Origin of the sequence: Kosakonia sp. PSU_27 (assembly GCF_039409795.1) — a bacterium.
In the GTDB taxonomy this organism is placed as follows: domain Bacteria; phylum Pseudomonadota; class Gammaproteobacteria; order Enterobacterales; family Enterobacteriaceae; genus Kosakonia.
This window is the reverse complement of the sequence record NZ_JBCIVK010000005.1, coordinates 542,224-564,954: the sequence shown is the minus strand read 5'-3', so window position 1 is coordinate 564,954 and position 22,731 is coordinate 542,224. Positions and strand designations below refer to the sequence as shown.

The 22,731-nt window shown below is 54.9% G+C and carries 22 protein-coding genes; 13 read left to right on the top strand and 9 right to left on the bottom strand.

Features of this window, described 5'->3' with window-relative positions; genetic code table 11:
• The first annotated feature begins 2 nt into the window (after positions 1-2).
• From infB to mtr, 8 genes are all read left to right on the top strand, one after another.
• Positions 3-2,717 (top strand): translation initiation factor IF-2, encoded by a 2,715-nt coding sequence (gene infB, locus AAIG26_RS15695; protein WP_020455415.1) that lies wholly within the window; start codon positions 3-5, stop codon positions 2,715-2,717.
• 132 nt (positions 2,718-2,849) lie between these two features.
• Positions 2,850-3,251, top strand: a complete 402-nt coding sequence (gene rbfA / locus AAIG26_RS15690) for a 30S ribosome-binding factor RbfA (RefSeq protein ID WP_017457355.1) — start codon at positions 2,850-2,852, stop codon at positions 3,249-3,251.
• Positions 3,251-4,198 carry a tRNA pseudouridine(55) synthase TruB gene (gene truB / locus AAIG26_RS15685; RefSeq protein WP_020455414.1) on the top strand — a complete coding sequence of 316 codons (948 nt, stop codon included), beginning with the start codon at positions 3,251-3,253 and terminating at the stop codon, positions 4,196-4,198. Before rbfA ends, truB begins: the two co-directional genes overlap by 1 nt.
• A gap of 146 nt (positions 4,199-4,344) precedes the next feature.
• Positions 4,345-4,614 (top strand): 30S ribosomal protein S15, encoded by a 270-nt coding sequence (gene rpsO / locus AAIG26_RS15680; RefSeq protein ID WP_017457357.1) that lies wholly within the window; start codon positions 4,345-4,347, stop codon positions 4,612-4,614.
• Positions 4,615-4,858: 244 nt separating this feature from the next.
• Positions 4,859-6,994, top strand: coding sequence for a polyribonucleotide nucleotidyltransferase (gene pnp, locus AAIG26_RS15675; RefSeq protein WP_020455413.1), 2,136 nt, complete (start codon positions 4,859-4,861; stop codon positions 6,992-6,994).
• Positions 6,995-7,102: 108 nt separating this feature from the next.
• Positions 7,103-7,987, top strand: a complete 885-nt coding sequence (nlpI, locus tag AAIG26_RS15670) for a lipoprotein NlpI (protein WP_020455412.1) — start codon at positions 7,103-7,105, stop codon at positions 7,985-7,987.
• A gap of 179 nt (positions 7,988-8,166) precedes the next feature.
• A complete protein-coding gene (locus tag AAIG26_RS15665; protein ID WP_045513214.1) occupies positions 8,167-10,062 on the top strand; it encodes a DEAD/DEAH family ATP-dependent RNA helicase in 1,896 nt (631 codons plus the stop codon).
• Positions 10,063-10,202: 140 nt separating this feature from the next.
• Entirely contained in the window at positions 10,203-11,447 is a 1,245-nt protein-coding gene (mtr, locus tag AAIG26_RS15660) for a tryptophan permease (protein ID WP_020455410.1), read from the top strand.
• Positions 11,448-11,489: 42 nt separating this feature from the next.
• Here the strand turns inward: mtr and AAIG26_RS15655 are convergent, their stop codons facing one another.
• From AAIG26_RS15655 to AAIG26_RS15645, 3 genes are all read right to left on the bottom strand, one after another.
• Positions 11,490-12,497 carry a luciferase-like monooxygenase gene (locus AAIG26_RS15655; RefSeq protein ID WP_343180921.1) on the bottom strand — a complete coding sequence of 336 codons (1,008 nt, stop codon included), beginning with the start codon at positions 12,495-12,497 and terminating at the stop codon, positions 11,490-11,492.
• A 142-nt stretch (positions 12,498-12,639) separates the two neighbouring features.
• Complete coding sequence (locus tag AAIG26_RS15650) at positions 12,640-13,518, bottom strand: U32 family peptidase (RefSeq protein ID WP_343180920.1); 879 nt, start codon at positions 13,516-13,518, stop codon at positions 12,640-12,642.
• Positions 13,519-13,525: 7 nt separating this feature from the next.
• A complete protein-coding gene (locus AAIG26_RS15645; protein WP_020455407.1) occupies positions 13,526-14,521 on the bottom strand; it encodes a peptidase U32 family protein in 996 nt (331 codons plus the stop codon).
• A gap of 239 nt (positions 14,522-14,760) precedes the next feature.
• Between AAIG26_RS15645 and AAIG26_RS15640 the strand changes: the two genes are divergently transcribed.
• Both AAIG26_RS15640 and AAIG26_RS15635 read left to right on the top strand, forming a co-directional pair.
• A complete protein-coding gene (locus AAIG26_RS15640; RefSeq protein WP_020455406.1) occupies positions 14,761-15,285 on the top strand; it encodes an SCP2 domain-containing protein in 525 nt (174 codons plus the stop codon).
• The gene (locus tag AAIG26_RS15635; protein WP_343180919.1) at positions 15,279-15,782 is read left to right on the top strand and encodes an N-acetyltransferase; all 504 of its coding nucleotides are present in this window, start codon (positions 15,279-15,281) and stop codon (positions 15,780-15,782) included. Before AAIG26_RS15640 ends, AAIG26_RS15635 begins: the two co-directional genes overlap by 7 nt.
• On the opposite strand, the gene AAIG26_RS15630 is transcribed toward AAIG26_RS15635, so the two are convergent.
• On the bottom strand, positions 15,769-16,071 hold the full coding sequence (locus tag AAIG26_RS15630) for a GIY-YIG nuclease family protein (protein WP_044489495.1): 303 nt from the start codon (positions 16,069-16,071) through the stop codon (positions 15,769-15,771). The two genes, AAIG26_RS15635 and AAIG26_RS15630, sit on opposite strands and share 14 nt — an antisense overlap.
• Positions 16,072-16,124: 53 nt before the next feature.
• Between AAIG26_RS15630 and AAIG26_RS15625 the strand changes: the two genes are divergently transcribed.
• Positions 16,125-16,562 (top strand): YhbP family protein, encoded by a 438-nt coding sequence (locus AAIG26_RS15625; protein WP_020455403.1) that lies wholly within the window; start codon positions 16,125-16,127, stop codon positions 16,560-16,562.
• Here AAIG26_RS15625 and AAIG26_RS15620 read toward each other — a convergent pair.
• On the bottom strand, positions 16,548-17,066 hold the full coding sequence (locus tag AAIG26_RS15620) for a type 1 glutamine amidotransferase (protein ID WP_020455402.1): 519 nt from the start codon (positions 17,064-17,066) through the stop codon (positions 16,548-16,550). The two genes, AAIG26_RS15625 and AAIG26_RS15620, sit on opposite strands and share 15 nt — an antisense overlap.
• Before the next feature lie 120 nt (positions 17,067-17,186).
• Here AAIG26_RS15620 and AAIG26_RS15615 point away from each other — a divergent pair, with 120 nt between their 5' ends.
• Positions 17,187-17,840: an NAD(P)H-binding protein gene (locus AAIG26_RS15615; RefSeq protein ID WP_045513199.1), complete on the top strand. Its 654-nt coding sequence runs from the start codon at positions 17,187-17,189 to the stop codon at positions 17,838-17,840.
• A gap of 51 nt (positions 17,841-17,891) precedes the next feature.
• Entirely contained in the window at positions 17,892-18,929 is a 1,038-nt protein-coding gene (locus AAIG26_RS15610; protein WP_020455400.1) for a permease, read from the top strand.
• Between the two features lie 58 nt (positions 18,930-18,987).
• On the opposite strand, the gene dolP is transcribed toward AAIG26_RS15610, so the two are convergent.
• Genes dolP through AAIG26_RS15590 form a run of 4 tightly spaced genes read right to left on the bottom strand, consistent with a single transcriptional unit; the run spans position 18,988 to position 22,678 of the window.
• Positions 18,988-19,563: a division/outer membrane stress-associated lipid-binding lipoprotein gene (gene dolP / locus AAIG26_RS15605; RefSeq protein WP_017457372.1), complete on the bottom strand. Its 576-nt coding sequence runs from the start codon at positions 19,561-19,563 to the stop codon at positions 18,988-18,990.
• A gap of 9 nt (positions 19,564-19,572) precedes the next feature.
• Positions 19,573-20,163 carry a DnaA initiator-associating protein DiaA gene (gene diaA, locus AAIG26_RS15600; protein WP_040016590.1) on the bottom strand — a complete coding sequence of 197 codons (591 nt, stop codon included), beginning with the start codon at positions 20,161-20,163 and terminating at the stop codon, positions 19,573-19,575.
• A 23-nt stretch (positions 20,164-20,186) separates the two neighbouring features.
• Positions 20,187-20,582 (bottom strand): YraN family protein, encoded by a 396-nt coding sequence (locus tag AAIG26_RS15595; RefSeq protein WP_020455399.1) that lies wholly within the window; start codon positions 20,580-20,582, stop codon positions 20,187-20,189.
• Positions 20,540-22,678, bottom strand: a complete 2,139-nt coding sequence (locus AAIG26_RS15590; protein ID WP_343180918.1) for a penicillin-binding protein activator — start codon at positions 22,676-22,678, stop codon at positions 20,540-20,542. Before AAIG26_RS15590 ends, AAIG26_RS15595 begins: the two co-directional genes overlap by 43 nt.
• Between the last annotated feature and the right edge of the window lie 53 nt (positions 22,679-22,731).

Sequence of the window (22,731 nt, the reverse complement as noted above, 5' to 3'; positions counted from 1 at the left end):
GCATGACAGATGTAACCGTAAAAACGCTGGCCGCTGAGATTCAAACCTCTGTGGACCGCCTGGTACAGCAATTTGCTGACGCAGGGATCCGCAAGTCCGCTGAAGACTCAGTGACGGCACAAGAAAAGCAGACGCTGTTAGCGCATTTGAACCGTGAGCACGGTTCTTCGCCTGACAAGCTGACTCTGCAGCGCAAGACGCGCAGTACATTAAGTATTCAGGGCACCGGTGGGAAAAGTAAATCGGTGCAGATCGAAGTCCGTAAAAAACGCACCTTTGTAAAACGCGATCCACAAGAGGCTGAACGTCTCGCTGCGGAAGAAGAGGCGATGCGTGAAGCGGAAGAGAAGGCCCGTCGTGAAGCAGAGGAAGCCGCTGAGCGCGAAGCCGAGGAAAAAGCCAAACGTGATGCCGAAGCTCGTGCGAAACGTGAAGCTGATGAAAAGGCTAAACGCGAAAATGCTGAAAATGCAAAACGCGAAGCTGCGGAAAATAGCAAAGTGAGCAACCAACAATCTGACGAAATGACCAGGACAGCCCAGGCGGAAAAAGCCCGCCGTGAATCCGAAGCGCAAGAACTTAAGCGCAAAGCGGAAGAAGAGGCTCGTCGTAAACTGGAAGAAAATGCGCGTCGCGTAGCGGAAGAAGCTCGTCGTATGGCTGAACAAAATGAAGCGAACTGGGCAGCTCCGGCAAGCGAAGAAGAAGAGACTACTGGTGACTACCATGTAACCACTTCCCAGCATGCCCGCCAGGCGGAAGATGATAACGACCGTGAAGTTGAAGGCGGTCGTGGTCGCAGCCGCACAGCGAAAGCAGCGCGTCCGAAGAAAGGCAACAAACACGCTGAAAGCAAAGCTGATCGTGAAGAAGCACGTGCGGCAGTTCGTGGTGGTAAAGGCGGCCGTCAGCGTAAAGGTTCTGCTCTGCAGCAGGGCTTCCAGAAGCCAGCTCAAGCGGTTAACCGTGACGTCGTGATCGGCGAGACCCTCACCGTTGGCGAACTGGCTAACAAGATGGCGGTTAAAGGCTCTCAGGTCATCAAAGCGATGATGAAACTGGGCGCGATGGCGACCATCAACCAGGTTATTGACCAGGAAACTGCGCAACTGGTTGCTGAAGAGATGGGCCATAAAGTTATCCTGCGTCGTGAAAACGAGCTGGAAGAAGCGGTAATGAGCGACCGTGACACAGGTGCTGCAGCAGAACCGCGCGCACCGGTTGTGACCATTATGGGTCACGTTGACCACGGTAAAACCTCTCTGCTGGACTACATTCGTTCAACGAAAGTGGCCTCTGGCGAAGCGGGCGGCATTACTCAGCACATTGGTGCTTACCACGTTGAAACCGACAACGGCATGATCACCTTCCTGGATACCCCAGGCCACGCCGCGTTTACCGCAATGCGTGCCCGTGGTGCTCAGGCGACGGATATCGTGGTTCTGGTTGTTGCTGCCGATGACGGCGTGATGCCGCAAACTATCGAAGCTATCCAGCACGCGAAAGCGGCGCAGGTGCCGGTAGTGGTTGCCGTGAACAAGATCGATAAGCCTGAAGCCGATCCGGATCGCGTTAAAAACGAACTCTCTCAGTACGGCATCATTCCGGAAGAGTGGGGCGGCGAAAGCCAGTTCGTACACGTTTCCGCGAAAGCTGGTACCGGTATCGACGAACTGCTGGATGCGATCTTGTTGCAGGCCGAAGTTCTTGAGCTGAAAGCCGTACGTAAAGGTATGGCGAGCGGTGTGGTTATCGAATCCTTCCTCGATAAAGGTCGTGGTCCGGTGGCATCCGTGCTGGTGCGCGAAGGTACGCTGCATAAAGGCGATATCGTGCTGTGTGGCTTCGAATATGGCCGCGTGCGTGCGATGCGTGACGAATTGGGTCGCGAAGTCACCGAAGCTGGTCCGTCCATTCCGGTAGAAATCCTCGGTCTGTCCGGTGTTCCGGCTGCGGGTGATGAAGCGACTGTTGTGCGTGACGAGAAGAAAGCGCGTGAAGTGGCACTGTACCGTCAGGGCAAATTCCGCGAAGTTAAACTGGCGCGTCAGCAGAAATCCAAACTGGAAAACATGTTTGCCAACATGACCGAAGGCGAAGTTCACGAAGTGAACATCGTTCTGAAGGCTGATGTTCAGGGTTCTGTCGAAGCTATCTCCGATTCTCTGCTGAAACTGTCTACCGACGAAGTGAAAGTGAAGATCGTAGGTTCTGGCGTAGGTGGTATCACCGAAACCGACGCGACGCTGGCTGCTGCATCCAACGCGATTCTGGTTGGCTTTAACGTTCGTGCCGACGCTTCTGCGCGTCGCGTGATCGAAGCGGAAGGTCTGGATCTGCGTTACTACTCCGTCATCTATAACCTGATCGACGAAGTGAAAGCGGCAATGAGCGGTATGCTCTCTCCGGAGCTGAAACAGCAGATCATCGGTCTGGCGGAAGTTCGCGATGTGTTCAAATCGCCGAAATTCGGTGCGATCGCGGGCTGTATGGTTACCGAAGGTGTGGTTAAACGTCACAACCCGATCCGCGTTCTGCGCGACAACGTGGTTATCTATGAAGGCGAGCTGGAATCCCTGCGTCGCTTCAAAGATGACGTCAACGAAGTCCGTAACGGCATGGAATGTGGTATCGGCGTTAAGAACTACAATGATGTACGTACCGGCGATATGATCGAAGTGTTCGAGATCATTGAGATCCAACGTACTATTGAGTAATTCGCTTCGCTTTTCGGCTGCTAGCCAGCCGAAATGAAAAGTGGATGAACATTGCTGGCCGGGTAAGCGAAGCGCCTCCCGGCAAGAAATATTAAAAGGGGCTACGGCCCCTTTTTAGTCTGGAGAATTATTATGGCGAAAGAATTTGGTCGCCCGCAGCGCGTGGCTCAGGAACTGCAAAAAGAGATTGCGATTATCCTGCAGCGCGAAATTAAAGATCCGCGTCTGGGTATGATGACCACCGTTTCTGGTGTCGAAGTTTCCCGCGATCTGGCTTATGCCAAAGTGTTTGTCACCTTCCTCAACGATAAAGACGAAGCATCCGTGAAAGCGGGTATCAAAGCGTTGCAGGATGCCTCTGGCTTTATTCGTTCCCTGTTGGGTAAAGCGATGCGTTTGCGTATCGTGCCGGAACTGACGTTCTTCTACGACAACTCGTTGGTGGAAGGGATGCGCATGTCCAATCTGGTGACCAGTGTGGTGAAACACGATGACGAACGTCGTGTGAACCCGGACGACAGCAAGGAGGACTGATGAGTCGTCCTCGTCGTCGCGGTCGCGACGTGCATGGCGTTCTGCTGCTGGATAAACAGCAGGGCGCTTCCAGCAATGATGTGCTGCAAAAAGTAAAGCGTCTTTATAACGCCAACCGTGCCGGACACACCGGAGCGCTTGATCCGCTGGCGACCGGTATGCTGCCGATTTGCCTGGGAGAAGCGACAAAGTTTTCCCAATATCTGCTGGATTCGGACAAACGTTATCGGGTGATTGCCCGCCTTGGGCAGCGTACCGATACGTCCGATGCGGATGGGCAAATCGTTGAAGAGCGTCCGTTGACCTTCAGTGCCGAACAACTGGCTACTGCGCTGGAGAGTTTTCGCGGTGATACGCAGCAAGTCCCGTCGATGTACTCTGCCCTGAAATATCAGGGAAAGAAGCTCTACGAGTATGCGCGTCAGGGCATTGAGGTTCCGCGTGAAGCGCGCCCAATTACGGTTTACGAGCTGTTATTTATCCGCCACGAAGGCAATGAACTTGAGCTGGAAATTCACTGCTCGAAAGGGACTTACATCCGTACCATCATTGATGATTTGGGTGAGAAACTGGGCTGCGGCGCACATGTTATCTATCTGCGTCGCCTGGCGGTGAGTAAGTATCCTGTTGAACGTATGGTGACGCTCGACAAGCTGCGCGAGCTGGTGGATCAAGCCGAGCAGCAGGGTATCCCGGCAGCACAACTGCTGGATCCGTTACTGATGCCAATGGACAGCCCGGCGTCAGATTTCCCGGCGGTTAACATTCCGTCAGTGGTCGCGGCATACTTCAAAAACGGTCAGCCGGTTCGGGCATCCGCTGCGCCAAAAGCGGGGCTGGTGCGCGTCACAGAAGGCGATGACGCAAAATTCATTGGCATGGGCGAAATGGACGACGAAGGCCGTGTTGCGCCGCGTCGTCTGGTGGTCGAGTATCCTGCACAATGACGGGCTTACCTTGCGGGAAACCGTGACTACGAGTAGAATATTGCCGCTTAACGCCGGGCTATGTATTTAACATCACCCGGCGTTAATCCTGAGGCCGCTGAATTAGAGATCGGCGCCTTTTCATTTTTTTATCACTGGAGTTTAAAATGTCTCTAAGCGTTGAAGCTAAAGCAAAAATCGTTTCCGAGTTTGGTCGTGGTTCTAACGACAGCGGTTCTACCGAAGTTCAGGTTGCACTGCTGACTGCTCAGATCAACCACCTGCAGGGTCACTTTGCAGAGCACAAAAAAGATCACCACAGCCGTCGTGGTCTGCTGCGTATGGTTTCTCAGCGTCGTAAACTGCTCGACTATCTGAAACGTAAAGACGTTGCACGCTACACCGCGCTGATCGAGCGTCTGGGTCTGCGTCGCTAAGTCTGGCGAGTTTCAAGAAGGGGCCTACAAGGCCCCTTTTTTCAACCAGGCGGCAGCAATTGGCAGTAAACTAATGTATTGTTGCCAGGTATGATCTTCACTGCAGAGGTTCGCGCGGCTAATGAGAGGCTTTATCCGCAATGGGCGGGTTAGGGTTGTCATTAGTCGCGAGGATGCATGAAGATTCGGTTAAATTGTCAGCATGCCAAAGGTGTGCTGACTTTCATTAAGAAAGGACAGAACTTTGCTGAATCCGATCGTTCGTAAATTCCAGTATGGTCAACATACCGTCACGCTGGAAACCGGCATGATGGCGCGTCAGGCGACTGCTGCCGTTATGGTAAGCATGGATGACACCGCAGTATTCGTGACCGTTGTTGGCCAGAAAAAAGCAAAACCAGGTCAGGATTTCTTCCCGCTGACCGTTAACTATCAAGAGCGTACGTACGCTGCAGGTAAAATCCCTGGCGGTTTCTTCCGTCGTGAAGGCCGTCCGAGCGAAGGCGAAACGCTGATCGCGCGTCTGATTGACCGCCCGGTTCGCCCGCTGTTCCCGGAAGGGTTCGTGAACGAAGTGCAGGTTATCGCTACCGTGGTTTCCGTTAACCCGCAGGTTAACCCGGATATCGTAGCCATGATCGGTGCTTCCGCCGCGCTTTCACTGTCTGGTATCCCGTTCAATGGCCCGATTGGCGCCGCGCGTGTTGGTTATATCAACGACCAGTACGTTCTGAACCCAACTCAGGAAGAGCTGAAAGCAAGTAAGCTGGACCTGGTCGTAGCCGGTACTGAAGCCGCGGTTCTGATGGTTGAATCTGAAGCGGAATTGCTGAGCGAAGATCAGATGCTGGGCGCTGTGGTGTTTGGCCACGACCAGCAGCAGATTGTTATCCAGAACATCAACGAGCTGGTAAAAGAAGCAGGCAAACCGCGTTGGGACTGGCAGCCGGAAGCGGTGAACGAAGCGCTGAACGCGCGCGTTGCTGCACTGGCAGAATCACGTTTGAGCGATGCGTATCGCATCACTGACAAACAAGAGCGTTATGCTCAGGTTGACGTGATCAAATCCGAAACCATCGCAACGCTGGTGGCAGAAGATGAAACCCTGGATGCCAATGAGCTGGGTGAAATCCTGCACGCTATCGAGAAAAACGTTGTTCGTAGCCGCGTACTGGCAGGCGAACCGCGTATCGATGGCCGCGAAAAAGATATGATCCGTGGTCTGGACGTTCGTACCGGTGTTCTGCCTCGCACCCATGGTTCCGCACTGTTTACCCGTGGCGAAACTCAGGCGCTGGTTACTGCAACTCTGGGTACCGCGCGTGACGCGCAGATCATCGACGAGCTGATGGGCGAGCGCACTGACTCTTTCCTGTTCCATTACAACTTCCCTCCGTACTCCGTAGGGGAAACCGGGATGGTTGGTTCGCCGAAACGTCGTGAAATTGGTCACGGCCGTCTGGCTAAACGCGGCGTGCTGGCAGTAATGCCGGATGCTGATAAATTCCCGTACACCGTACGTGTGGTTTCTGAAATCACCGAATCGAACGGCTCTTCTTCTATGGCTTCCGTTTGTGGCGCATCTCTGGCGCTGATGGACGCAGGCGTACCGGTGAAAGCCGCCGTTGCGGGTATCGCAATGGGTCTGGTGAAAGAAGGCGACAACTTTGTTGTTCTGTCCGACATCCTGGGCGACGAAGATCACCTGGGCGATATGGACTTCAAAGTAGCGGGTTCCCGCGACGGTATCTCTGCGCTGCAGATGGATATCAAAATTGAAGGTATCACCAAAGAGATCATGCAGGTTGCGCTGAACCAGGCGAAAGGTGCTCGTCTGCATATTCTGGGTGTAATGGAGCAGGCGATTAACGCGCCGCGTGGTGATATCTCTGAATTTGCGCCGCGTATCCATACCATCAAAATTAATCCAGATAAGATCAAAGACGTGATCGGTAAAGGCGGCTCCGTCATTCGTGCACTGACCGAAGAAACCGGCACCACCATCGAAATCGAAGATGATGGTACCGTGAAAATCGCAGCTACTGACGGCGACAAAGCGAAACATGCTATTCGCCGTATTGAAGAGATCACGGCTGAGATCGAAGTGGGCCGTGTCTATAGCGGTAAAGTGACCCGCATCGTTGACTTTGGCGCATTTGTTGCCATCGGCGGCGGTAAAGAAGGTCTGGTTCATATTTCTCAGATCGCGGACAAACGCGTTGAGAAAGTGACCGATTATCTGCAGATGGGCCAGGAAGTGCCGGTTAAAGTTCTGGAAGTTGACCGTCAGGGCCGTATTCGTCTGAGCATTAAAGAAGCGACTGAGCAGACTCAGCCTGTAGAAGCGTCGGAAGCGCCGCAAGCAGAGCAGGGCGAGTAAGGTTGTTTTTGCCCTCCGCGATAGCGGAGGGCTTATTAGCAGGCAGGACGCCATGTTTGCAGCCGGGGGACAGGACGTTCATCCAATTGTTGTCTTCGGGAGTGGGAAATGAAGCCTTTTTTGCGCTGGTGTTTCGTTGCGACAGCTTTAACGCTGGCAGGATGCAGCAACTCTGCCTGGCGTAAAAGTGAAGTCCTCGCGGTGCCATTGCAACCGACTTTGCAGCAAGAAGTGATTCTGGCACGCATGGAACAAATTCTTGCCAGTCGGGCTTTAACCGATGACGAACGCGCACAGCTTTTATATGAGCGCGGAGTGTTGTATGATAGCCTCGGTTTGAGAGCCTTAGCGCGAAATGATTTCTCGCAAGCGCTGGCAATCCGACCCGATATGCCGGAAGTATTCAATTACTTAGGCATTTATTTAACGCAGGCAGGCAATTTTGATGCTGCCTATGAAGCGTTTGATTCTGTACTTGAGCTTGATCCAACTTACAACTACGCGCACTTGAATCGCGGGATCGCACTGCATTACGGCGGTCGCGACAAGTTAGCGCAAGATGATCTGCTGGCGTTTTATCAAGACGATCCTAATGATCCTTTCCGGAGTCTGTGGCTTTACATCGTTGAGCGGAAGCTTAATGAGAAGCAGGCTAAAGAAGCACTGAAGCAGCGCTTCGAAAAATCGGACAAGGAACAGTGGGGATGGAACATTGTCGAGTTCTACCTCGGCGACATTAGCGAAGCAACGCTAATGGATCGCCTGAAGGCAGACGCAACGGATAACACCTCGCTCGCTGAGCATCTCAGTGAAACCAACTTCTATTTAGGTAAGTACTACCTAAGTCTGGGGGATAAGGACAGCGCCACGGCACTGTTCAAACTAGCGGTTGCCAACAACGTCCATAATTTTGTTGAGCATCGTTACGCATTGTTGGAATTAGCGCTCTTGGGCCAGGAGCATGACGACCTGGCAGAATCGGACCAGCAATAGCTGACGAACATATCAGCCCGTAATCTTTTTTGATTGCCATCACCTTCGCGGGTGAGGGCTTCATTGTTCGTTAATTAACCTACTTTGAGCCGGTTCACACTTTTCAATGAAAATTGCTAATTTTTTTCACGATGAGTTATGTAGACTGGCCGCCAATGACATAGAGGCACTTGTACTACATGGCTGAATTCGAAACCACTTTTGCAGATCTGGGCCTGAAGGCTCCCATCCTTGAAGCCCTTAACGATCTCGGTTACGAAAAACCATCTCCGATCCAGGCTGAGTGCATCCCGCACCTGCTGAACGGTCGTGACGTGCTGGGCATGGCCCAGACTGGTAGCGGTAAAACTGCAGCGTTTTCTCTGCCGCTGCTGAACAACATCGATCCGGACCTGCGTGCGCCGCAGATCCTTGTGCTCGCTCCGACCCGCGAACTGGCGGTTCAGGTTGCTGAAGCAATGACCGATTTCTCTAAACATATGCGCGGTGTAAGCGTGGTAGCCCTGTACGGCGGCCAGCGTTATGACGTGCAATTACGCGCTCTTCGCCAGGGGCCACAGATCGTCGTCGGTACGCCGGGTCGTCTGTTGGATCACCTGAAACGCGGCACGCTGGATCTCTCTAAACTGAGCGGTCTGGTGCTGGATGAAGCCGACGAAATGCTGCGCATGGGCTTTATCGAAGACGTAGAAACCATCATGGCGCAGATCCCGGAAGGTCATCAGACCGCTCTGTTCTCTGCCACCATGCCGGAAGCAATCCGTCGCATTACTCGCCGCTTTATGAAAGAGCCGCAGGAAGTGCGCATTCAATCCAGCGTGACGACTCGTCCGGACATCAGCCAGAGCTACTGGACTGCATACGGCATGCGTAAAAACGAAGCGCTGGTTCGCTTCCTGGAAGCGGAAGATTTTGATGCGGCGATCATCTTCGTTCGTACCAAAAACGCAACGCTGGAAGTGGCTGAAGCGCTGGAACGCAGTGGCTATAACAGCGCCGCACTGAACGGTGACATGAACCAGGCACTGCGTGAGCAGACACTGGAGCGCCTGAAAGACGGTCGTCTGGATATCCTGATTGCAACTGACGTTGCAGCACGTGGTCTGGACGTTGAGCGCATCAGCCTGGTTGTTAACTACGACATTCCGATGGATTCTGAATCCTACGTTCACCGTATCGGTCGTACCGGTCGTGCGGGTCGTGCGGGCCGTGCACTGCTGTTCGTTGAGAACCGCGAGCGTCGTCTGCTGCGTAACATCGAACGTACGATGAAACTGACCATTCCGGAAGTGGAACTGCCGAACGCAGAGCTGCTGGGCAAACGCCGTCTGGAAAAATTCGCCGCTAAAGTTCAGCAGCAGCTGGAAAGCAGCGATCTGGATCAGTACCGCGCGCTGCTGGCAAAAATCCAGCCTTCTGCTGAAGAAGAGATGGATATTGAAACGCTGGCCGCTGCACTGCTGAAAATGGCTCAGGGCGAACGTCCGCTGATCCTGCCGCCGGATGCACCGATGCGTCCTAAGCGTGAGTTCCGCGATCGTGATGACCGTTTCGAACGCCGTGGCGATCGTAACGATCGTGGTCCGCGTGGCGAACGTGGTGGCGAAGATCGTCCGCGTCGTGAACGTCGGGATGTTGGTGAAATGGAACTGTATCGTATCGAAGTGGGCCGCGATGATGGTGTTGAAGTACGCCATATCGTTGGTGCTATCGCGAACGAAGGTGATATCAGCAGCCGTTACATTGGTAACATCAAACTGTTTGGTACTCACTCTACCATTGAGCTGCCGAAAGGCATGCCGGGCGAAGTTCTGCAGCACTTCACTCGCACGCGTATTCTGAACAAGCCGATGAATATGCAGCTGCTGGGCGATGCACAGCCGCGTGAGCGTAGCGAACGTCGTGGTGGCGGTGAGCGTCGCGGCGGTTTCGGTGGTGAACGCCGTGAAGGTGGTCGTGGTGAAGGCCGTCGTTTCAGCGGTGAGCGTCAGGAAGGTCGTAGTTTCGGTGGCGAACGTCGTGCACCGCGCCGCGATCGTGACGATAGCGCTCCGCGTCGCCGTAACGACGCATAGTTTGCGTTACAGTCTGTAAAGAAATAGATACAGCCCCGATCGAAAAGATTGGGGCTTTTTTTATCCGTAATGTACTCCTGTACTGGTACAATGCAGCAGCCTGAACTACTGGCATTGCTCACCACAGGAGAATCATTCAGATGTCGACACTGACAACCACACAAGCTTCCCCTTCGCTGTTCGGCGGGGTAGTGATTATTGGCGGCACGATCATTGGCGCAGGCATGTTTTCACTGCCGGTGGTGATGTCCGGCGCGTGGTTTTTCTGGTCATTGCTGGCGCTCGTTTTTACCTGGTTTTGCATGTTGCACTCCGGGCTGATGATCCTTGAAGCCAACCTGAATTACCGGAGCGGCGCGAGCTTCGATACCATCACCAAAGATTTGCTGGGAAAAGGCTGGAACCTGGTTAACGGTATCTCGATTGCTTTCGTGCTCTATATCCTGACTTACGCCTACATTTCGGCAAGCGGCTCTATCTTGCACCACACCTTTGCGGAAATGTCGCTGGATGTTCCGCCGCGTCTGGCCGGGCTTGCCTTTGCGCTGTTGGTGGCATTTATCGTCTGGCTCTCGACACACGCTGTCAGCCGAATGACGGCGATTGTACTGGGTGCGAAGGTCATCACCTTCTTTCTCACTTTTGGCAGCCTGTTGGGGCATGTCGAGCCAGCAACCTTATTTAACGTTGCTCAGAGCGATGCTTCGTACACGCCTTATCTGTTGATGACGCTGCCCTTCTGTCTGGCCTCGTTTGGCTACCACGGCAATGTGCCGAGCCTGATGAAATACTACGGCAAAGATCCGCGTACCATTATTCGTTGCCTGGTCTACGGCACGCTGCTGGCGCTGGGGTTATATGTGATTTGGTTGCTGGTTACCATGGGCAACATCCCGCGTCCGGCGTTTATTGAGATCGCGGCCAAAGGCGGGAATATCGATGTGCTGGTGCAGGCGCTGAGCGGCGTGCTGAATAGCCGCAGTCTGGATCTGTTGCTGGTTGTCTTCTCAAACTTTGCAGTCGCCAGTTCCTTCCTCGGCGTGACGTTGGGGCTGTTTGACTACCTGGCGGACTTGTTCAAGTTTGATGATTCCCCGCTGGGACGTTTTAAAACCGCACTGCTGACCTTTTTGCCGCCGATTGTGGGTGGCTTACTGTGGCCGAACGGCTTTTTGTATGCAATTGGTTATGCGGGTCTGGCAGCAACGATATGGGCGGCGATTGTTCCGGCATTGCTGGCAAATGCGTCGCGTAAGCGCTTTGGCAGTCCGGCATTTCGCGTGTGGGGTGGCAAGCCGATGATCGTATTGATCCTGCTGTTTGGCATCGGCAACGCGGTCGTGCATCTGCTTTCCAGCTTTAATTTGCTACCTGTTTACCAGTAATTATTTCTCTCCTCTCCCTTATGGGAGAGGAGAATCTCTGCGCTAGCCGAGCAGTTCTTCTTTCACCTGCATCGCCAGCTCAAACGAGTAGAGCCGCGCCTGGTGATCAAAAATCTGCCCGTTGACCATAATTTCATCGGCGTCCGTTTCCCGCAGAATCGACTCCAGCCCGTGGCGCACTTTCGCTTTATCACCCACCAGCGACATACTCAACGCCTGCTGTACGCCGTATTGTTCCGACGGTGACCAGAACTGATCCATATTGGGGATCGGTGGTGGCAACTGCGCGCTTTCACCACGGCGCAATTTCACAAATGCCTGCTGCATAGAGGTAAACAGGAATTCCGCATCGCGATTGCTGTCGGCTGCGACAATATTGATGCACACCATCGCGTACGGTTTTTCCAGCCGCGCCGAAGGCGTAAAGTTGGTGCGATAAAGATGTAACGCCTGGAACAACATATCCGGCGCGAAGTGCGAAGCAAAGGCAAACGGTAAGCCCAGCTTTGCGGCCAGTTGCGCGCTATACAGGCTTGAGCCCAGCAGCCAGACGGGGATTTTTTCACCGTAGCCCGGGACCGGTCGTACGTGCGGGTTTGGATCGCGGGCATCAAACCAGTCCACCAGTTCAGCGACATCTCGCGGGAAATTGTCGATATCACCGCTCATATGGCGGCGCAGCGCCATCATGGTGCGCTGGTCGCTGCCTGGCGCGCGGCCAAGCCCGAGATCGATACGCCCGGGGTAGAGCGTATTCAATGTGCCGAACTGCTCGGCAATCACCAGCGGTGAATGGTTTGGCAGCATCACGCCGCCGGAACCCAAATGCAGAGTTTGCGTATTCGCCGCCAGATAGCCAATCAATACGGAGGTCGCCGCGCTGGCGATACCGGTCATATTGTGGTGTTCTGCCAGCCAGTAGCGATGATAACCGCGCTGTTCGGCCCGTTTCGCCAGATCCAGCGAATGAGCGAACGCCTCGCGGGCGCTGGAGTTTTGCGGGATCGGCGCAAGATCAAGCACCGAAAAAGGGATCGTTTTATCAGACATACACACTCACTTTGCTACAGCATTGTCATCAGATTGAAGGTCTTCTTCCAGCCTGGCGCAATGTGCCGCTCCCGGCCAGAAAAGCTGCAACTTTCATACTGCATTAACTTGTGACAATTCTTGTTAACAAAGTGAGCTTTTATTACTGCTGTAAAGCCAGACCCGGCAGCCTGCGCCAGTAGCCGTTGCAATCGCTATTAGAGGCCAGTGATAGCGGCGCATTACCCGTTTCATTAGCCTTAAACGCGTCAAGCATGGCAAACGTCTCGTTACCCATCGGCGACAGGCGCACCATATCCACAAGGCCATTCATTGAGACCAGTTCATTGCCAAGGTTGTAAACATAGCCGCTCATCGTCTGGATACCGTTGAGCACAAAGACTTGCTGATTCTCTTGCGAAAGGATGCTGCGTCCGTTCGGGTATTTAATGCAGCAGGTTTCGCACTCATCTTTGGGTCTGTCTTCGGAGCGGGCGGTAAAGCAGCGCGCGGAGTAAGCCAGTGGCAGATGACCGTAGCTCAGCACTTCCACTTCAAATTGCTGACGAATACCGAGGGAATCACACTGATCGAGTAAGTTTTTCAGCCAGTCGCGTGAAAGCTCAACCGGCATGCACCAGCGCACCATGCCTTGCTTGAGCAGTAAACGCAGCGCCACCGCGTTGTAGCAGTTGAGCGCATGCCCGGCGACAAACGGCAGCTTGCGCTCGGCGCACATATTCACCACGCCCAGGTCGCTGGCTTCGAGTAAAAACTCGCCGTTATCAACGTAACGTTTTAGTTCGTTTAATTCGGAAGAGGCCTGCACCAGCGCCAGCGTGGAAAGCACAACCTGCTTGCCGCTGCCCGCCAGTTGTTTGGCCATATCCAGCCAGTCGCCCACTTTGGTGGCGCGGCGCTTGCTGCAGACGGCTTCGCCAAGGTAAATCACATCGGCGTGGCTGGTGGCGGCCTGGCGGTAAAAATCTTCCAGCGTCTCTTTTGGCCAGTAGTAAAGCACCGGCCCTAATGAATATTTCATGGTTTTCCTACTGCCATTTGCGGTGATACGCGCCGAGGGTGGTTTGGGTGCCTTCCGACATCGACCCCAGCGTTTCCATCCAGGCCGATTGCGGCACAAAATCTTGCGGCGAGGCCATACAACGGTCGATTGCCTGACGCCATACTTTTGCCACCTGGCTGACATAGGCGGGGCTACGCTGACGCCCCTCGATTTTTACCGAGGCAATATTGGCGGCCAGCAGCTCTGGCAGCAGCTCCAGCGTGTTGAGGCTGGTGGGTTCTTCCAGCGCGTGATAGCGCTCGCCATCCACCAGATAGCGGCCTTTGCATAAGGTCGGATAACCGGCGTTTTCGCCATCCTGATAGCGATCAATCAGCACTTCGTTAAGACGGGACTCCAGCCCCTGCGGTGTTTGCTGCCAGCGCACAAAACGCGCCGGAGAACAGGCGCCCACGGTATTGGGCGATTCGCCAGTCAGGTAAGAAGAGAGATAGCAGCGACCTTCCGCCATAATGCACAGGCTGCCAAAAGCGAACACTTCCAGCGGCACCGGCGTGACGCGCGCCAGTTGCTTGACCTGGTGAATCGATAACACGCGCGGCAGCACCACGCGCGCCACGTCAAAGTGGCGATGGTAAAAACGAATCGCCTCTTCGTTGGTCGCGGAAGCCTGGACGGAGACGTGGCGCTCAATATGCGGATAGCGCTCGGCTGCATATTCCAGCATCGCTAAATCCGCCAGGATCAGCGCGTCAGCGCCAATCTGCGCCGCCATATCAACGGCGCGCTCCCAGCGTTGATAACCATCAGGATGCGCAAATGTGTTAATGGCGATATGCAGCTTGCGGCGGTGTTGATGAACAAAGCTGACCGCTTCCTGCAGCTTCTTCTCGGTAAAATTAAGACCGGCGAAATGGCGGGCGTTGGTATCATCTTTCAGGCCGATATACACAGCGTCGGCGCCGTTTTCGATGGCCGCCTTCAGCGCCGGAAGGTTTCCGGCAGGGCAGAGCAACTCCATAGTGTATCCTGCAATCAGGGGCGCTATGGCCCGGATGTACCCCGTGGGGTCGCTAAGTTGTTAATGAACTGGGATTTTAGTTAACCTGTCAGCGACAATTTTTGATTTGAGGCAGTTAAATGCGTATTGATGGCGCCAATAATCCCCGGCTGTTTATTCGTAATTGTTGATTTGTGCCGCTATGCCATTTGGCGATTGTGGCAAAATAGCAGTCATTATCATTTCAGGGAGTAAAGCTCGTGTTGGATAAATTGCGCTCACGTCTTGTTCACGTTGGCCCGTCGTTACTGAGCGTGCCGGTTAAGCTGACGCCTTTTGCCATCAAACGTCAGGTGCTGGAGCAGGTGCTGCGTTGGCAATTCCAACAGGCGCTGGCGGACGGAGAACTTGAGTTTCTGGAAGGCCGCTGGTTAAGTATCCAGGTTCGGGATATTGGCCTGACGTGGTATACCTCTGTTGCAGATGGGCAGATGATTGTACGTGAATCTGCCGATGCGGATGTCAGCTTCAGCGCGGACGCCAGCGATTTGCTGATGATTGCTGCGCGTAAGCAGGATCCCGATACGCTGTTTTTCCAGCGCCGTCTGGTGATTGAAGGCGATACGGAACTTGGGCTGTACGTGAAAAACCTGATGGACGCCATTGAGCTGGAGCAGATGCCAAAACCCCTGCGGGTGATGCTGCTGCAGCTGGCGGAATTTGTTGAGGCTGGCCTGCAAGCGCCGCCTGCAACGACACAACCTTCTGTAGGTGAGCCATGCTGATTAGAGTTGAAATTCCCATTGATGCTCCCGGTATCGACGCGCTGCTGCGCCGTAGTTTTGACGGCGAAGCGGAAGCGACGCTGGTGCACGATCTGCGCGAAGACGGGCTGATCACGCTGGGATTTGTTGCGACCGATGACGAAGGTCAGGTCATTGGCTACGTGGCGTTTAGCCCGGTTTCGGTCGCCGGTGAAGAGCTGCAATGGGTCGGGCTTGCGCCGCTGGCCGTTGATGAGCAGTACCGCGGGCAGGGTATTGCGCGTCAGTTAGTGTATGAAGGGCTGGATTCACTCAACGAGTTTGGTTATGCGGCGGTGGTCACTTTAGGTGATCCCGTGTTTTATAGCCGTCTCGGGTTTGAGAAGGCGGCGCAGTATGATTTGCGCTGCCGCTGGCCAGAAAGCCATGACGCGTTTTTAGTTCATCGTCTGGCGGATGACGCGTTCAATGGCGTCAGTGGTCTGGTCGAATACAGCGATCATTTCAATCGTTTTTAACGGACACAGATAACAGGCTTTCCCGCAGCGCCTCGAACGAGCCATCCCCGGCGACGAGGCGCTCTTTCTGGCGCTTGGTTAACTGCTTAATGCGGTACTCCAGCCGCAGTGCCAGCGACCTTTCCCCCACCTCGGCTGAAAAAGCCAGTGCCAGCGCGCCTTTTCCCCGTAACGCTTTTGCGCCTTTCCCGGATTGATGCTGGGTAAAACGCCGTGCGACATCGGTGGTAATACCGGTGTAGAGCATGTTGTCAGCGGTGCGAATAAGGTAAAGAAACCAGGGCGTCATGACGATGTTCAGTATGTTAATGTGAAAGAAAAATAACATGGGGAAGGGAAAAAATGGAGACTCTAGCAGCCATTAATCGCTGGCTAGCGAAGCAGCATGTTGTCACGTGGTGTGTGGCGAATCGGGGAGAGTTATGGTGTGCGAACGCGTTCTATTTTTATGATCCGCAAGCGGTCGCGTTTTATATCCTGAGCGAGGATCAAACCCGCCATTCACAGATGACGGGTTTGAAAGCGCAGGTAGCAGGCACGGTAAACGGCCAGCCAAAAACCGTGGCGCTGATTCGCGGCGTGCAGTTCACCGGCGAGATCCGCCGCCTCGACAGCGAAGAGAGTGCGACGTTGCGTGCGAAGTACAATCGTCGCTTTCCGGTCGCCCGCGTATTATCTGCCCCGATGTGGGAAATTCGTCTTCACGAACTGAAGTTCACCGATAACACGCTGGGTTTTGGTAAAAAACTGCACTGGATCCGCGACTCAGGCACCCAATAAGCGCAGCGCTTCACGATTAAATGCGGGCAAATCATCGGGAGTACGGCTGGTAACCAGCTGATCTTTATCGACCACCACTTCCTGGTCGTAGAACTCACCCCCGGCGTTTTTCACATCCACCACAATCGGTTTCACCGCCGTGAGCTTACGCCCGCGTATCGCATCGGCGCTGATCAGCAACTGCGGACCGTGGCAAATGGCGAAGACCGGCTTGCCAGTGCTGATGAAATCGCGCGTGAAGGTGACAAAACGATCGTCGCCGCGCAGATAGTCAGGCGAGTGTCCCCCCGGCAGCAGCAGCGCGTCAAAGTCTGCCGGGCGCACTTCATCAATGGCTTTATCAATTACCACTTCCGCTTCGCCCTTTTTGCCGTGAATGGTTTTCCCGGCCTGTTTCTCAATCGTAATAACCTCATGACCGGCCTTGCGGAATTCATGGGCCGGAGAGGTGAATTCTGAATCTTCAAACTCGTCGGTGATCAAGACAGCAATTTTCTTGCTCATACTTCCTCCGTTGTTTTGGCTTCAGAAAGGGAGTTATGCATACTGATAACTCACCAGCACACTAAGCCTGGTTCAGCAGGCTGACATTGCAACACAGATTCATCTGCAAAGGGGGAAGCGATGCAACGTGTATTAATCACCGGTGCCACCGGTCTGGTTGGCGGGCATCTGTTGCGGTTGCTGAACAGCGACCCGCGCATTGACGCGATCACGGCGCCGACTCGCCGACCGTTGCAGGGCATCTCTGGTGTTGCGAACCCGCACGATCCTCAGCTCAGTGACGCGCTGGCACTGGTCACGGAACCGGTCGATACGGTTTTTTGTTGCCTCGGTACAACCCGGCGTGAGGCGGGTAGCAAAGAGGCATTTGTGCTTGCTGATTACACGCTGGTGGTGGACACGGCAATCACCGGCCTGCGCCTTGGCGCCACGCAAATGCTGGTGGTCAGTTCAATGGGAGCAAACGCGCGCTCGCCGTTTTTCTACAATCACGTAAAAGGTGAGATGGAAAACGCGTTGATGGCGCAACAGTGGCCGTCGCTGACCATCGTCCGCCCGTCAATGCTGCTGGGGGATCGGGAGAAAAAACGGGTCAATGAATCGTTGCTGGCACCGCTTTTCCGCCTGTTGCCGGGCAACTGGAAGTCGATTTCCGCCCACGACGTTGCCCGCGCAATGCTGGCGCTGGCATTTTTGCCTGCGAGCCAGCCTGTCCGGGTAGTGAAATCCGCGCAGCTACGGGCGATCGCAGCGGATAGCACATTGGCAAAATAGTTATCACGGCGTACTATTCTCGGGCTTATAAATATATCCCCGGGGAATGTTATGACTGGTCAGTCTTCACCTCAGGCGGCAACACCTGTTCAATGGTGGAAACCCGCTCTGTTCTTTCTTGTTGTTATCATTGGTCTTTGGTACGTGAAATGGCAGCCTTATTACGGCAAAGCATTCACCGCCGCCGAGACACACAGCATCGGTAAATCCATTCTTTCCCAGGCCGACTCCAGCCCGTTTCAGGCGGCGCTTGATTATGCCATGGTCTATTTTCTCGCCGTCTGGAAAGCCGCCGTACTCGGCGTGCTGCTCGGTTCGTTGATTCAGGTGCTTATCCCGCGCGACTGGTTGCTGCGCACGCTGGGGCAAAAACGCTTTAGCGGCACCCTGTTTGGTACGTTATTTTCTCTGCCTGGCATGATGTGCTCCTGCTGTGCGGCGCCGGTGGCGGCGGGCATGCGGCGTCAGCGCGTTTCGATGGGCGGTGCGCTGGCGTTCTGGATGGGCAACCCGCTGCTGAACCCGGCAACGCTGGTGTTTATGGGGTTTGTGCTTGGCTGGCATTTCGCCGCAATCCGCCTGGTTGCCGGTCTGGTCACCGTGCTCGGCGTGGCAACGCTGGTACAGATGCTGGTGAAAGATAGCCCGCAACAGGCTGAGCCGGTGGAGATCACCTTGCCAGAGCCGCAGGGCAGCTTTATGGCGCGCTGGGGCAAAGCGTTATGGCAACTGTTCTGGAGCACCATTCCGGTCTATATCCTCGCGGTGCTGGTTCTCGGTGCGGCGCGCGTCTGGCTGTTCCCGCATGCAGATGGCGCGGTGGATAACACATTGCTGTGGGTGATTGCGATGGCGATTGTCGGTTGCCTGTTTGTTATCCCCACGGCGGCAGAAATTCCCATTGTACAAACCATGATGCTGGCGGGGATGGGCATGGCGCCTGCCCTGGCGCTGCTGATTACGCTGCCGGCGGTTAGCCTGCCATCGCTCGTTATGCTGCGTAAATCTTTCCCGGCGAAAGCCCTGTGGCTGACCGGCGGCCTGGTGGCACTGTGCGGGATGATAACCGGAACTATTGCGCTGCTGTAAGCCTACTACTGCGCGAAAAAAAGCCCGGTTTTGACCGGGCTTTTTCATGACTGCGGTTTTATTTAAGCAGGGTAAAGGCGGTGGTCACGTGTTTCACCCCGCTTACGCGGCTGGCGATATCTGCGGCGGCGCGGCCTTCACGCTCGGTGACCAGCCCCATCAGGAACACTTCGCCGTTTTCCGTCGTCACTTTCACGTTTGACGATTTCACTTGGTCGCTGCTCAGCAACTGCGAGCGCACTTTGGTGGTGATCCAGGTATCGGAAGAGGCCGTACCCAGACCAATCGGCTGACCCTGGCGGATCTCGTTGAAGACTTCGGTTGTCCCTTCCACACCAACGGCAATCTGTTTTGCCCGCGAAGAGAGATCGGTATTCGGCGCCTGGCCTGTCAGCAGCACTTTCCCCTGGTAGGCGGTGACGTTAACACGCGCTTCTTTCTTAATTTGTTCGTCTTTCGACAGCGCGCTATTCACGCGTAGTTCCAGCGTGCTGTCATCCACCTGGGTGCCAACGGTTCGCGGATCCGTCGCGGCTTTTGTGCCCACGGCTGCGGAACCTACCACCACTGCGCCAACACAACCCTGTAACAGCAGCGCGGAAATAAGGACTGCGAGGGGCGTAAATGCCTTCATGTGTACTCCTTAATCATCCTGGTGAGGAAAAAGCGTGTTATCAATCAGATCGCATAAGCAATTTACCGTTAGCATGTGCATTTCCTGGATGCGCGCGCTGCGGTGGGAAGGAATACGAATTTCGACATCCTGCGGCCCCAGCAGACCCGCCAGCTCGCCACCGTCGTAGCCCGTCAACGCAATGATCGACATATCGCGCGTCACCGCCGCTTCGACGGCTTTAACGATATCGCGACTGTTACCACGCGTTGAGATGGCTAATAAAATATCGCCGGTATGGCCGAGCGCCCGAACCTGCTTGGCATAAATTTCATCATGCAGACGGTCATTTGCTATCGCGGTTAAGACCACATTATCGGTATTAAGTGCAATGGCAGGTAAACTAGGACGTTCTGTTTCAAAACGGTTGATCATGCTGGCAGCAAAATGCTGTGCGTTGGCGGCAGATGTCCCGTTGCCACAACAGAGGATTTTGTTGCCATTCAGCAGGGAGTGAACCATCGTCATGGCTGCTCGGGAAATGGCATCAGGTAGCGCTTCCGCCGCCGCAATTTGGGTTTGAATGCTTTCCGTAAAGCAGACTTTAATTCGTTCGAGCACGGTAATCCCTATCATTGAGCCAATCATGAGTGGTCGTTAAAGGCGTTGGCTATCCACTCAACATCATTTTCGGTGAAGGCTACCACATCAAACCGGCAATCCACAGTGTCAAAACTCCCATTGTGCCGGGCCAGCCATAAACGCGCGGTATGCAGCAGTTTGGCTTGCTTGGCGCGGGTGACGCTGCTTGCCGCACCGCCAAAACGCGCCGATTTTCGGTAGCGCACTTCAATAAACACGGTGGTCTTGCCGTGTCGCATTATCAGATCGATTTCGCCGCCGCGCTCGCGCACATTGGCGGCGATAAAATGCAGTCCTTTGCTTTCCAGCAGACGACGCGCTTTCGCTTCCCACACGTCGCCGGTCTGCTTACGGCTTAATTCGCCGGGACGATTTGCCCCTGTTGGTATTTGAGCCATGACAACTTCCTGTTGATCACGCAGTCCTGTGTAGCAGTTAAATCGCCGGTATTGCCGTTCAGCTCAAAACCCGGCACCTGACGCATTTGCGAGAAGTTATTCGCCAGCGACCAGGCATCCGCGCCCATCGCGTACAGACGCGCCAGCGAGTAGTCGTTATTCACGCTTTTCAGCGCTTGCTGCATCAGCGACGGATTTGCGCCGGCAAGCATCGGGATTTCGTTGAATTGCAGGCCTTCCATTTCAAGCCGGAAATCCGGGCCTGCGCCGCCCTGCGCACTGCGTGAGCTGGCGTACAGCATCACACCGCTCTGGCTGCCGGTACGCAGAGTAATCATCGGTTTAATCAGTGCGATTTCATCCTGCGTGGCGACGATATACACCGCGTCAACGCTGCCGCTACCGCTAATTTGCGCATCCGTCGGCGGCGCCGGAATATTCAGACCGCCAACCGTCACGCCTGGCTGCTGTGGCAGGCTGGAAGCAACCGGGCTACCGGTCAGCGCGATGCCAGAGCGACCGTTCAGCCCCATGCGCAGTTCAGCGGTGGAACCAAATTTTTGCGCTAACACAACGCCGCCGCCCAGTTTTTTCCACTCATCGGCAAACGCGGTGCTGACGCGTTCACCCAATGCGCTGCGTGGCACCAGCAGCAGCGGCGCATGACGACCCTGCTCAAAGATATGGCGTGCGGCATCGTGGGCTTCATCCTCTGGCGAGAGGGCGAAGTAGCAAATGTTGGCGCGGTTTTCGACATGCTCCGGCTGGTTGAGCGCCAGCACGTTCAGCGACGTGTTGCTGCGCATCAGCTCTTCAACATTGTTTTTGAGCAGCGGGCCGACCACGATGCTGGCGCCATCCTGCTGAACCTGGTTGAGGATCTGATCCATCGGTTGCGCACTGGTATCGTAAACTTTCAGCTCAGCGCCAGGATTCGCCGGTGTGCCTGCCACGGCAGGTGCAGCGACCGGTTGAGTTGCATTAGCGTCGGTCGGCTGAGCGGGCGTTGTGGCTGCCGGATCTTGCTGAGCAGTGGCGGCGGAATTCGTTGTTGCTGCGTCACTTTGTGCTGCGCTATCCGGTGCTTGCGCTTGTTGAGCATTCGGTGCAGCTGCATTTTGCTGCGCCGGGGCGTTGGTCAGGTCATTCACATTCGCGTCTGCCGGGCTGACAACGGCTGCGGTCGCGGCCTGGGCAACTTGCTGCGGAACAGCCGGGCCGGAAACCGGGGCAATGCCGTTTTTCGCCGCTTCAAAACCCTGCTGAATAGCGCGGCTAAACACAGCCGCCTGGCCATTTAACGGCAACAGCAGCGCGATTTTGTTGGTTGCTGCTGGTTTAAAGTTTTGCAAGTTCGACAACTGGCCAGGCAACATTTTCGCCGCCGGGTTTTGCGGGTAGCGCGTTTGCCAGTCGGTAATGCCAGCTTTCAGCATATTAGGGTCGTTGCGGTTGTCGAACCACATGCGTTGCAGGTCGAGCCAGCCTTGCAGCGTCACTTCATCGGCGTTGATCACCAGCGCTCTGGCCTGATCTTGCGTCATAGAGGCCAGCGCTTGCCAGGTGGCGTCGATGTTTTTCTGCTTCTCTTCCGGTTTACTCAACAGCGGCTGCTGGGCAATGAGCGCGCGCAGCAGCGTCAGAGAAGGCTTGCCTTGCGAGGCGGAAATGCCAATTTGCCAGTAACGCGCTTGCTGGTTCTGCTCAAGATCGGCGGGATCGAGTTCGTTGAGTTGCGCTTTCGCACCGGCAAAATCCTTCTGCGCCAGTTTCATTTCGGCAGCGAGCAACGTGCGTTCTTTGCGCTGATTATCGCTCAGATCCTGCGGCAACTGGGCAAGCAGTTCGCCGGCCTGCTGGGTTTTTCCCTCTTTCAGCAGTGCACGAATGGCGAGTAATTGCCAGTTGGTCTTGCTATCATCTGTGCTTTGCTGCATCTGCTGCAGGTAATAGCCAGAATCGGCCTGCGCTTCGCCCTGCATATGCGAGGCGCTCTGGTCTGTCGATTGCGTGCCGCAGCCTGCAAACAGCAGGGCGGCGAGCACCACAGGCAGGCAGCGCGTGGCTTTCGAACGTAGAAATCTTGACGGTAGCATACTGTATCCAGTGATAATTTTTACGCAATGCTCAATATTAAATCGGCAATACG

Excerpts from the sequence above, each read along its gene's own strand:
- truB (WP_020455414.1), top strand. The coding sequence starts at position 3,251 with ATGAGTCGTCCTCGTCGTCGCGGTCGCGACGTGCATGGCGTTCTGCTG.
- AAIG26_RS15645 (WP_020455407.1), bottom strand. The coding sequence starts at position 14,521 with ATGGAGTTGCTCTGCCCTGCCGGAAACCTTCCGGCGCTGAAGGCGGCC.
- nlpI (WP_020455412.1), top strand. The coding sequence starts at position 7,103 with ATGAAGCCTTTTTTGCGCTGGTGTTTCGTTGCGACAGCTTTAACGCTG.
- AAIG26_RS15590 (WP_343180918.1), bottom strand. The coding sequence starts at position 22,678 with ATGCTACCGTCAAGATTTCTACGTTCGAAAGCCACGCGCTGCCTGCCT.
- AAIG26_RS15630 (WP_044489495.1), bottom strand. The coding sequence starts at position 16,071 with ATGACGCCCTGGTTTCTTTACCTTATTCGCACCGCTGACAACATGCTC.
- AAIG26_RS15615 (WP_045513199.1), top strand. The coding sequence starts at position 17,187 with ATGCAACGTGTATTAATCACCGGTGCCACCGGTCTGGTTGGCGGGCAT.
- AAIG26_RS15620 (WP_020455402.1), bottom strand. The coding sequence starts at position 17,066 with ATGAGCAAGAAAATTGCTGTCTTGATCACCGACGAGTTTGAAGATTCA.
- AAIG26_RS15610 (WP_020455400.1), top strand. The coding sequence starts at position 17,892 with ATGACTGGTCAGTCTTCACCTCAGGCGGCAACACCTGTTCAATGGTGG.
- dolP (WP_017457372.1), bottom strand. The coding sequence starts at position 19,563 with ATGAAGGCATTTACGCCCCTCGCAGTCCTTATTTCCGCGCTGCTGTTA.
- AAIG26_RS15650 (WP_343180920.1), bottom strand. The coding sequence starts at position 13,518 with ATGAAATATTCATTAGGGCCGGTGCTTTACTACTGGCCAAAAGAGACG.
- rbfA (WP_017457355.1), top strand. The coding sequence starts at position 2,850 with ATGGCGAAAGAATTTGGTCGCCCGCAGCGCGTGGCTCAGGAACTGCAA.
- AAIG26_RS15625 (WP_020455403.1), top strand. The coding sequence starts at position 16,125 with ATGGAGACTCTAGCAGCCATTAATCGCTGGCTAGCGAAGCAGCATGTT.
- rpsO (WP_017457357.1), top strand. The coding sequence starts at position 4,345 with ATGTCTCTAAGCGTTGAAGCTAAAGCAAAAATCGTTTCCGAGTTTGGT.
- AAIG26_RS15595 (WP_020455399.1), bottom strand. The coding sequence starts at position 20,582 with ATGGCTCAAATACCAACAGGGGCAAATCGTCCCGGCGAATTAAGCCGT.
- AAIG26_RS15635 (WP_343180919.1), top strand. The coding sequence starts at position 15,279 with ATGCTGATTAGAGTTGAAATTCCCATTGATGCTCCCGGTATCGACGCG.
- mtr (WP_020455410.1), top strand. The coding sequence starts at position 10,203 with ATGTCGACACTGACAACCACACAAGCTTCCCCTTCGCTGTTCGGCGGG.
- AAIG26_RS15655 (WP_343180921.1), bottom strand. The coding sequence starts at position 12,497 with ATGTCTGATAAAACGATCCCTTTTTCGGTGCTTGATCTTGCGCCGATC.
- AAIG26_RS15665 (WP_045513214.1), top strand. The coding sequence starts at position 8,167 with ATGGCTGAATTCGAAACCACTTTTGCAGATCTGGGCCTGAAGGCTCCC.
- infB (WP_020455415.1), top strand. The coding sequence starts at position 3 with ATGACAGATGTAACCGTAAAAACGCTGGCCGCTGAGATTCAAACCTCT.